Origin of the sequence: Labrenzia sp. VG12, from assembly GCF_002237595.1 — a bacterium.
In the GTDB taxonomy this organism is placed as follows: domain Bacteria; phylum Pseudomonadota; class Alphaproteobacteria; order Rhizobiales; family Stappiaceae; genus Roseibium.
Map to the genome: position 1 here is coordinate 1,428,899 of NZ_CP022529.1, position 8,676 is coordinate 1,437,574.

General features: G+C 59.7%; 9 protein-coding genes. All 9 read right to left on the reverse strand.

All coding sequences use genetic code 11. The annotated features are described in order from the left end of the window. Positions 1-21 precede the first annotated feature (21 nt). On the reverse strand, positions 22-798 hold the full coding sequence (gene fliR / locus CHH27_RS06540; protein ID WP_094070877.1) for a flagellar biosynthesis protein FliR: 777 nt from the start codon (positions 796-798) through the stop codon (positions 22-24). Beyond that, the gene (flhA, locus tag CHH27_RS06545; protein ID WP_094070878.1) at positions 795-2,885 is read right to left on the reverse strand and encodes a flagellar biosynthesis protein FlhA; all 2,091 of its coding nucleotides are present in this window, start codon (positions 2,883-2,885) and stop codon (positions 795-797) included. The genes fliR and flhA overlap by 4 nt, the downstream gene beginning before the upstream one ends. A gap of 296 nt (positions 2,886-3,181) precedes the next feature. Continuing rightward, on the reverse strand, positions 3,182-3,448 hold the full coding sequence (gene fliQ, locus CHH27_RS06550; protein ID WP_094070879.1) for a flagellar biosynthesis protein FliQ: 267 nt from the start codon (positions 3,446-3,448) through the stop codon (positions 3,182-3,184). A gap of 14 nt (positions 3,449-3,462) precedes the next feature. Then, positions 3,463-3,858, reverse strand: a complete 396-nt coding sequence (gene flgD, locus CHH27_RS06555) for a flagellar hook assembly protein FlgD (RefSeq protein ID WP_094070880.1) — start codon at positions 3,856-3,858, stop codon at positions 3,463-3,465. A gap of 20 nt (positions 3,859-3,878) precedes the next feature. Beyond that, on the reverse strand, positions 3,879-4,373 hold the full coding sequence (flbT, locus tag CHH27_RS06560) for a flagellar biosynthesis repressor FlbT (protein ID WP_094070881.1): 495 nt from the start codon (positions 4,371-4,373) through the stop codon (positions 3,879-3,881). A gap of 4 nt (positions 4,374-4,377) precedes the next feature. Beyond that, the gene (gene flaF, locus CHH27_RS06565) at positions 4,378-4,728 is read right to left on the reverse strand and encodes a flagellar biosynthesis regulator FlaF (RefSeq protein ID WP_094070882.1); all 351 of its coding nucleotides are present in this window, start codon (positions 4,726-4,728) and stop codon (positions 4,378-4,380) included. Positions 4,729-4,779: 51 nt separating this feature from the next. Further along, a complete protein-coding gene (locus tag CHH27_RS06570; protein WP_094070883.1) occupies positions 4,780-5,826 on the reverse strand; it encodes a flagellar hook-associated family protein in 1,047 nt (348 codons plus the stop codon). A 6-nt stretch (positions 5,827-5,832) separates the two neighbouring features. Further along, positions 5,833-7,323 carry a flagellar hook-associated protein FlgK gene (gene flgK / locus CHH27_RS06575; RefSeq protein WP_094070884.1) on the reverse strand — a complete coding sequence of 497 codons (1,491 nt, stop codon included), beginning with the start codon at positions 7,321-7,323 and terminating at the stop codon, positions 5,833-5,835. 32 nt (positions 7,324-7,355) lie between these two features. Continuing rightward, positions 7,356-8,630 carry a flagellar hook protein FlgE gene (locus CHH27_RS06580; protein WP_094070885.1) on the reverse strand — a complete coding sequence of 425 codons (1,275 nt, stop codon included), beginning with the start codon at positions 8,628-8,630 and terminating at the stop codon, positions 7,356-7,358. Positions 8,631-8,676: the final 46 nt, after the last annotated feature.

Below are 8,676 nucleotides of genomic sequence, written 5' to 3' on the forward strand. Positions count from 1 at the left end.
GAGAACCTTTCACGGCTGGGGTCAGCCGAACTGGAGCCATTGGAAGTAGCTGTCGAGGAAGATCATGACGGCTTCCGCGACAACGAGATAGAGAAAGTAGAGACCGCCCGCGATTACAAACGGCATGGAGATGAAGTAGACCGGGATGGTCGGCGTCAGCTTGTTGATCAGGCCGACCGCGAAATTGACCACCACGGTGTAGACGATGAATGGGCTGCAGACCCTGAGTGCCAGAAGGAAGGTGCGTCCCAGCTGTTCGGCGAATTGCTCAAGACTGGCGACAGCGGCAAGTGGTTGGCCGGGCGGTATAGCCTCATAAGACGCCACCAAGCCGCGCAGGATTTCCCAATGCTGGTTGGTGATAAACACCATCGCGGTTGCCGTCACGGTGAACAGGCTTGCCACCGGCGGCAAGGTGTCCGTTCCGTCAATCGGCATGCCCGGCATGTTGGACAGGCCGATTGCCATGGAGACCAGCGTGGTCAGTGTCTCCAGGGCCGCCAGAAAGATCCGGCCGAGGAAACCGATAAAGGCGCCGGTCAGGATTTCCGCGCCGATGAACCAGGCCACCGTCCCGAGCTGCTCGTCGGGCAGCGATGCCTGGATACCGGGAACGAGCAGCGGTGACAGGGCCAGTGATATCGACAGGGCCACGAACAGGCGCACGCGTGCCGGGATCCGGTTGCTGCCGAACCCCGGAATGATCATCAGGCAGGCCCCAATTCGGCAGAACAGCAGAAAAACGGCCAGCAGCACGGATGCACTGAAGGTGCTGAAGAAGAGCCCGCCCGAAATCACGACACGGTTCCAAGCGCGGAGACATCGACACCGCGGGCAATCTCCAGATGCGAAAGAACCGGCAAGGTCGGGAACATGCGCTCCACGATCATGCGCACATAAGGCCTTGCATCCGGTGCGGCCACGATGGCAAAGCGGCTGCCCTGCTTCATGTGTTTCTTGACCGCATCGGACATCTGCGTGCCGAAATCCTCAACCAGCTGAGGCTCGATATCGAATTCTACAACATCGCCCTTGGCATCGCGCTTCAAGGCATTGTGGAAGGCGAGATCCCAGCGGTTGCCGAGCCGGAGCACCTGCAGCGGGCCGCCTTCGGCGAGATCGCCGCAGATCTGCTGGGCAATGCGCATGCGCACATGTTCCACCACCTGCTCGGAGCGGCGTACATGCGGCACGATTTCGGCGATCGCCTCCAGGATCAGGTTCAGATTGCGGATCGACACCCGTTCGGCCAGCAGAAGCTTGAGAACCGCCTGCAGACCGGAAAAGGAAGTGTGCGCCGGGCAGATGTCATCGAGCAGCTTCTGGTATTCCGGGTCCAGCCGGTCGAACAGTTTGCGCATGTCCTTGTAGGACAGGAGTTGCGGCAGGTTGTTGCGGATCACTTCGCTCAGGTGTGTCAGGATCACGGTGATGTTTTCCGCCGGCATCAGGCCGCGGCGCTTCAGTTCATCCTTGTAGGCCTGGGGTACCCAGTAGGCGGTCATGCCGAACGCCGGTTCGCGGGTCTCGTCTGCGGGTACCGGCAGTGTTGCATCGCTGTTCGGGATCACCAGCAGTTCGCCGACCTTCAGCTGCTGCGAGGTGATGATCGTGCCGTGGATCTTGATCTGGTAGCTCTTCGGGTCAAGCGTCAGACTGTCGGTCACCCTTATATCGGGCACGACAAAACCATATTGCTCGGCGAATTTCCGGCGCATCTTGGCAACACGCCTGGAGAGTTCACCGGTCCTGGTCATCAGGTCGGCCGACAATTGTTTGCCGAGAACCAGTTCGACCTCGGCCGATTTCAGCGTTTCCTTGACGGAATCCTTTTCTTCCAGCTTGGCCTGCTCTTCCGCCTCACGCTGTTTTTCCTCTGCAACCTTCTTCTGGGCCGCCATGCGCCGCGGGATGGTGTAGCCGATAAACCCCATCAGGCCGGCCAGCAGGAGGAAAGGCAGCATCGGCAGTCCCGGCATCAGCGCAAAGACACCCATCAGGATTGCGGCCACAAAGAGTGCGCGCGGATAAGCGCCCAACTGGCCGAGAACGGCCTTGTCGGCTGACCCGCGCGTCCCGCCCTTGGAGACCAGGAGACCGGCTGCAAGAGAGACAATCAGTGCCGGGATCTGGGATACGAGACCATCGCCAACAGACAGTTTGGTGAAGACGTCCGATGCGCTGGCAACGGTCATGTCATAGCGCGTCACACCAATGATGATGCCGCCGAGAATATTCACCGCTGTGATGATCAGGCCGGCAATGGCATCGCCGCGCACGAATTTGGAGGCACCGTCCATTGCACCGAAAAAGGAGCTTTCCTCTTCCAGTTCCTTGCGCCGCCGCTGCGCTTCCTTTTCGTCGATCAGACCGGCGGAAAGATCCGCGTCAATCGCCATCTGCTTGCCCGGAATGGCATCAAGCGTGAACCGGGCGCCGACTTCCGCGATACGGGTCGCGCCCTTGGTGATGACGAGGAAGTTCACGGTCACCAGGATCGCGAAGACGATCAGGCCGATGACAAAATCACCACTCATGACGAATTGCGAAAAGCCGTTGATGACGTATCCCGCCGCATTCAGCCCTTCGTGACCATTGGCCAGGATCACCCGCGTGGTGGCGATGTTGAGCGACAGGCGCAACATGGTCGCGATCAACAGGATTGTCGGGAAGGAGGAGAAGTCGAGAGGCTTCTGGATCCAGAGCGCCACCATCAGGATGAGCACCGACAGGGCGATCGACATGGCCAGGCCGATATCGATCAGGAAAGTCGGGATCGGCAGGAACAGCACCGCCAGGATGACAACAATACCGAGCGCAAAAGCAACGTCCCGGCGGCTGTCCGGCGCGCCCTCGGCAACCGGCGAAAGGGAGGTGTCTGTCATGCCGTTCCTCTGTTGCATGTCTATCGACTGGCAACCTCGCGCCCGAAGCTTGCGCGAGGCTTTTTGTGAGGCGGATAATCAGGGAGAAGTTTGTTTGACTGCGCAGCAGCAGCAACGGGCGTCACCCCGGACAAGCGCCGCGCAGAGCCGGGGCCCACTCGCAAAACTGTTCGCCAAAGTCAGGGTGTTTTTCCGAAAAGGCAGCTGCAAAATTCCATGTCTCTGGAATGCGCGCCCTCGGCTCGCCCGGGGTAAAACCGAGGATTTCGGCGACCCCGGTTACATCAGGAAAATCGCTAGAACCCGGTTTCGATCCGGCTGTAAATCAATGTCGTCAGCGTATAGATCTGGCCACCGATAAACGGACCGGCGACCACGATCATTACCAGAATGGCAACGATCTTGGGAATGAAGGTCAGGGTGATTTCCTGGACCTGGGTCAAGGCCTGCAACAGCGCAATGCCGATACCCACGACCATGGCAGGCACAATGGCGGGGGCAGAGCCGACCAGGATCGTCCAGATTGCGGACCTGACCAGGTCCAGGGCATCAACTTCATTCATCGGGTCTCAAGTCCTCAGGAAATGGTTACACCTGGCCCAAGCAGAATGCCCTCACCATTGTCGAGACCGAGCACCGTGCCATCCGAATAGACTTCGACACGTTCCACAACACCGGTGGTCCCGCCCGGATCGGTGACCGTACGCCCGATCAGGTCATCAACCTGACCGAAGGACATGTTGGTCAGCAGGGTTTCGAGCTTGGCATTGGTCTGGATACCCTGCTCGACTTGACTGAAGCTTGCGAGCTGAGACAGCTGCTCCGTGGCATCCATCGGATTGGTGGGATCCTGGTTCTGCATCTGCGCCATCATCAGCTGCAGAAACATGTCGTAGTCCACGGTCAGCTTCTGCTGCGCCGCAGCTGCCGATCCGGCGGCCTGCGTTCCCGTTACACCTTCAACGCTTGTCATTGGGGGTCTCCTTGAACTGTTCAGACGACAGCCAGTTGCGGTCCGTTGTGAAATCGGCTCGGTGCGGGCCTCGGCGCGCTCGTCGCCCCGTTGCCACCCTGACCGTTCCGGTTGGATCGGCCCGCCTGGCTTTTTTCCGACATCATCAGGTTCGCTTCGATCGGATAAAGCGCCCGGACGACCTTCATGGCTTCAAACCAGCGCTCTGCCTTGGCCAGCTCATCAACCTCGTCGAGGCGCACCAGAATTTCCCGCGTCGAGAAGGCTGATTTCACCGACCCGAGCACAAGATGGAACATGTCCTGGACCGCGGGCGCCGACACCGGATCGATGATCATGGTCTGCAGGATGAAATAAAGCTGACGCAGCGGCGTTGTTGCATCCTCCGGCTGCAGCACATGGGCTTCCAGCAGAAAGACGGCATCATTCATGAGTTCGATGTTGGTTTTCTTGTCAGCCCGGATCACCGCGCCGTTGATGAACAGGCGCTCGCCCGCTTTCAGTCCGATTTTCATAAGTTTACCCGTCCAGGCTGTCGCGGATGATGGAGTTGATCTGGATGATGTCGGAGAAATCCTCCTGCTCCCACTGGCGCAGGGCTTCGACCTCTTTCAGCACCCAGATACCGACCGAGATCAGGTTGGCTCGTGTCTCGATGGGCAGCTCGTTGGCGTCGTCCGCCAGGTGTTCCAGGAAGTAGCTCCAAAGCCGCCTTGTGTAGAACAGGGCGTCGACGGCTTCCGGCGACTTGACCCCGCGCTCCTTGGCGACATTGAGCTTGTCGATCACGATCGACATGGCCTCGTGTTCATTGAGCCGCTGATCAGAGCAGAGATCATCCATAACCTCGGCATAGGACAGATTGTACATGGGCCCTCTCAAGCTTGAGTTTGATAAATCATGTCAGGCACTTGGCCGGTGTTACAGGTAGTTGAGGATGCTGAGACCCTGCATGCGGGCGGTCACCGCATATGTGGTTTCCAGCTGGGTCAGTGCGGTGTTCAGCCGGACTGAGGTCTCTTCCAGATTGACATTTTCCAGATCGTTGACACGGCTGTTCAGGATGTCGGTCTGGACCTTGAGGCGCTCGCTGGCGAGATTGACCTGCTCCTGGACATTGCCGAGCTTGCCCATCTCGCTGGTGACGCCGGCAATTCCGGTTCCCAGTTTCTCGATTGCCTTGTCGACAACCGTCTTCCAGGTGCCGGGATCAAGGTTCTCGTTGCCGAGGTCGGACATCATCGTGTAGGCGGCCGCCAGGTCGCGGAAAGCCTGTTCATTGGCACTGACGGAACTCGTCACGGTTTCGCTGGCCGATATCCGGCTGACCATCACGTTGTCGGACGCCGTCGACCAGGTGGCGCCCCAGGCCGGGTCCTGGAACATGGCGTCAAAGGCACCGTTCAGATAGGTGTCCATGGCCGCCGGCGTGATCGCCGAAACGGCAGGATTTGCCTGCGTGATGCCGAACTCGGCCAGGAACGCCGCATCGGCCGCAATCTTGTTCGGCGATGCCGGGTCGGCGTAGTCGGCGAGCGGTTCCTGGTCGGTGTTGATACCCGCGAACATGAAGTTGCCGTTGAGCTGCGTGTTCAACCGGGAGGTCAGCAGTTCCATGTTGCCGATGGCATCGGCCTTCACAATGTCCGAACTGGAATCGTTCTCCCGCAACGCGACCAGCGTCGACAGGAAGTCCTGAGCATCGCTCAGGATGTCATTCATCGCCGCCTGGCTGACATCGAGCCGCGAGGCCGCCAGCGCATTGGTGTCGATGATGCCGTGCAGAAAGTGAAACTCCGCGCGGATCGAGACAGCTTCACCGGTCCGCGTGCCAAGATCGAGACCCACGTCGTATTTGCGGCCGGAAGACAGTTCCACGCCCAGTTTCTGCACGAGACTGGCCTGGCTCTGGATCTGCCGGCGCGAGGCATCGGACAGTGAAATTGTTGAGATATAGGTGGTTTTCATGGCGCGTTACCTCGCTGCTGCCAGAAGGTCTTCAAGCATTGCATCGACGGCCGAGATCAGCCGGGTTGCGGCCGAATAGGACCGCTCGATCTCCAGGAGCAGGGTCATTTCCTCGTCGATATTGACGCCCGTCTTGTTGTTGAGATTTTCCGCAGTCCGGCCAAGGATCACGCTTTGAACCTCGACATTGCTGGTCATGGTCTTGCGGCCGCTTTCCAGCCAGCTGACCGACGACGCCGCAAAGCCGCTCAAGGAATCTGTCGGATCAAGTTCAACGCCGGCATCAAAGACCGTGTCCTGATCAAAAGCGGAGACAAGCTCCTGCAGGCGGTCGGAAAACCCGGCAGCGCCCGACGGATTGTAATTGTAATTCGGATCCAGAGGGTCGGAGATGCCCCCGTCCCGCAACCGGTCAAGGCTGCCGCCCTGATCCGGGTCCGCATTGGCGTTGACGGCAATTTCAGCGGCCAGTCCCGGTGACAGCGTCGCCGCCGCGGGGATGCCCGGACCGCCGGACCAGGTGAAGAGACCCGCCTGGTCAGGCCCGCCGCCGCCACTCTGGTCACTTTCCGCGAAGGCTTCGATCAGCCCACGCGCGATTTCATCCAGCTGGCTTTGATAGGTAACGGCCACATCATCGCGCAATTCGGCCAGACCATGCAGCCGGCCGGACTTGATTTCCATCACTGCGCCGGGACCGGCAACCGGGACCCCATCCACCGTGACTGTGTTGCCCACCGTCGTCGCGTCATAGACAACGGTCGGCTGGAAGGCCACTTCCCGCGCCGTTGTCTCGAACAGGGTCACGCCGCTGTCGGTATAGACAACGACATCTCCGTGGCTGCGGTTGAGCGTGGTGATGCCGATCTCTTCTGAAAGACTGAGCAACACCTGATCACGGCTGTCCAGGGCATCGGTGACATCGGCCCCGGCCTGGGTCCCGCGGACAATCACGGAGTTGAGATCCTCCAGCTGGGTGAGCAGCGTGTTGATCTCCCGCACCGAGGTTGCCATGTCCGCATCGGCATTGGCGCGGACCTCCTGGACCAGTGCGGAGCCGGACTGCAAGGTGCTGACCATGTCTTTCGACGATTGCAGCACGTCCTGCGCCTGGATGGCGTTGCCGGGATCGGATGCATAGGACTGCAGGGACAGTTTCAGCTCGCCGAGCCTTGCAGCCGCAGACATCTTGTTCTGCGTGTCGCCTGTGGTTTCGGACATGCGCGTCAGGCCGGCAAGCACGGCTTCCTGCGACGTTCCGACCGAAGTCGACTGCAGAAGCGACGAATAGAGCGCACTGTCGGTGACCCGGCCGATACCGTCGACCTTCAATCCGCCGGTCTGACCGCTGTCGGTGTAGGTCTGGCTGAGAAGTACGGATTTTCGTGAATAGCCGGGATCCTGGGCGCCTGAAATATTGCGGGCGATTACCGAGGATTCCGTCTGCCGGGCCGCAAGAGCGGACTGGGCGACCTGAAGGGCGACTGACAAACTCATGATGAAAACTTTCCGGTTGGCAGTAGCGCCCGTTAGCGGACCAGGTTGACGAGCTGTTCGAGCAGGTCAGAACCGGCCTTGAACACCTGCGAGTTGGCCGTGTAGGTGCGCTGGGATTCGATCATGGAGGTCAGTTCGTTGCCGAGATCGACATTGGAATCTTCAAGACCGCCGACCTTGATCTTTCCAAGCCCCCCCTCGCCCGCAAAACCGACGCGGACATCGCCTGAATCAAAGGACGGGCTGTAGACATTGCCTGAAAGCGGCGACAGCCGGTCCGGGCTCGGCACGTCGGCGAGCGGGATCTGGTAGATCGCGCGCCGGTCGCCATTGGTGTAAATGGCGTAAAGCGTTCCATCGTCGTCGAATTCAACATTTTTCACCGAGCTCGGCGCGTTGCCGTTGGCATCGACATTGGTCACGGTGAAATCGGCGTTCAGATAGGTCGACTGGTCGAGATCAATGTCGAAGGTTCCACCATTGGGAACCGTGATGTTGATGTCGGTCGGGCTGGCGCCGGTCAGATTGCCGGTGGTCACGTCAAAGGTGAGCGTCTGGGTGTTCAGTGCCGGGGAGCTGTAGGGAAAGCCCCCGCCCGGCCCGGCATCCGCCGCGTCGTAGATGGCAACTTCCCAGTCTGAGTCCGCCGCGGTTTCGGAAACCTTGGAATAGTAGACATCGAGTTTCACCTCATTGCCGAGATTGTCGTAGACGATCATCGACGTCTTGTGGGAATAGGTGGACGTTGCAGCGTTTGCAGACGGCAGATCCGCAGCCGGCACGATCGCGGCATCCTCACTCACATTCACGCGCAGGAAGGCCTCGCTGGTAGGCGTTGCTTCCAGCTGGTTCTGGGTGATGTTGATCCGCTCAAGTCCACCAAGCCCGTTGGCAACCGTGGTCGGCGCCGTATTGCCGGTAATCGGGTACCCTTGCAGGTAATACCCGGCCGTGTTCAGGAGATACCCGTCACCGTCCGGAACAAAGTGACCGGCCCGCGTCAGAAAACTCTCGCCAGCCTCGTTGCCAACGACAAAGAAGCCGTTGCCGTCGACGGCCAGGTCGAGCTTTGACGTCGTGAAGCTGATATTGCCCTGCTTGGACACCTGGTACTGAGTGTGAGCTTCCACGCCGCCGGAATTGAACGACCCGGCACCTTGCGAAACCACCAGCGAAGAAAACTCCGACTGGGCACGCTTGTAGCCGGTGGTGCTCGAATTCATGATGTTTTCGGCGACGGTGCCGAGTTTGCTCGATTGCGCATTCATGCCCGAAACGCCGCTGCGCATCACTCCGAAAAGGCCCATGACAGGTCTCCTGTGTCCAAATCAACTGGTCACAGTCAAACCGGCC